The 1,079-nt window shown below is 66.6% G+C and carries 2 protein-coding genes; both read left to right on the top strand.

Annotated features, from left to right (window positions below):
• The first annotated feature begins 276 nt into the window (after positions 1-276).
• Positions 277-576 carry a hypothetical protein gene (locus LX15_RS32085; RefSeq protein ID WP_253674913.1) on the top strand — a complete coding sequence of 100 codons (300 nt, stop codon included), beginning with the start codon at positions 277-279 and terminating at the stop codon, positions 574-576.
• Positions 573-1,079 (top strand): NsdA family TPR-like regulatory protein (locus LX15_RS32080; RefSeq protein WP_504978740.1); only part of this gene is annotated, 507 nt, incomplete at its 3' end. The genes LX15_RS32085 and LX15_RS32080, both read left to right, overlap by 4 nt.

The following is a 1,079-nucleotide window of genomic DNA, read 5'->3' as shown; positions in this document are numbered from 1 at the left end:
AGCGCTGGTGGCTGCGGTGGGCGATCAGGGCCAGGGCGACGACGACTGCGACGAGCAGGGCCGTGGTGACCGTGATGATCAGTGGCGACAGGCTGCCCAATCGGCTTACCTCCGTGGTCTCGGTCACAAACTGTCCCGCCGTGGCGACCACAACGACCACGGATCACCGTGGGAAGCGAGCAGGAGGACAGCAGGAGGCCTGTCCGAACACCTTGCGTAGTCGCCTGATTGCTGCTAGTGGCACACTGATGCGCGCGATCAGCGGCAGGAGGAGCTGTGCGGGAGCCCAACGAAGAGTTCGCACGCGCCCGGGAGAGCATCACGTCGCCCACCACCGGGCATGCACTGTCGCGACAGGAACTCGCGGATCAGGTCAACCGGTGGATCTACGAACACCGCAACCGCGTAGTCGACCTGGACGAGACATACATCGGGAAGCTGGAACGCGGCGCGATCCGCTGGCCTCAGGAGGACTACCGGGCGGCCGTGCGCGCCATCCTGAAGGTGAGGACTGACCGCGAACTCGGGTTCCACCTCCCCGCCGAGCGCGGTCGGCACCTAGCGTGGAGGATGTGAACCGCAAGAGTTTCCTGAAGACTGCGGTCGTCGCCGGGATCGGAGCCCTCGCCCCGGTCGATGTGCCCGCTGTTGTCAGTACCTCGGAGAACCTGGCAACAACGATCGCGGGACCAACCGCGCACTACCGTCGCCTAGAGCAGTTCCTCTCCTGCGCTGAACTCGCTCCGGTCATCGACGCCCATTACCAACTGGTCAGCCGCCTGGTGCATGGCCGTCTGCGGTCAGCGAGCGGGTTTGCGGCCCTGAGCGAGGTTGCCGGCCTCGCGGCGTGGCTGGCTGTGGACCGGGGCGATGCGGCGGCTGCGCGCCGCCACTACATCGAGGCCGTTCGGTTCGCCGACAGGTCGGGGCATCCGTTGCTCGCCCCGTACATGATCGCCAGCTTGGGGCATTTCGCTGTGGAGTCAGGTGACCCACGTCAGGGTTTGCTTCTCTTGGACCGAGCGGCCGCGCAGCTCGAACGAGGCGCGCCGAGAACGGCGCGCGCCTGGCTTTCCTCG

It is taken from the genome of Streptoalloteichus tenebrarius, from assembly GCF_024171885.1.
Lineage (GTDB): Bacteria > Actinomycetota > Actinomycetes > Mycobacteriales > Pseudonocardiaceae > Streptoalloteichus > Streptoalloteichus tenebrarius.
The sequence above is the reverse complement of the archived record's forward strand: the minus strand, read 5'-3'. Positions and strand labels throughout refer to the sequence as shown.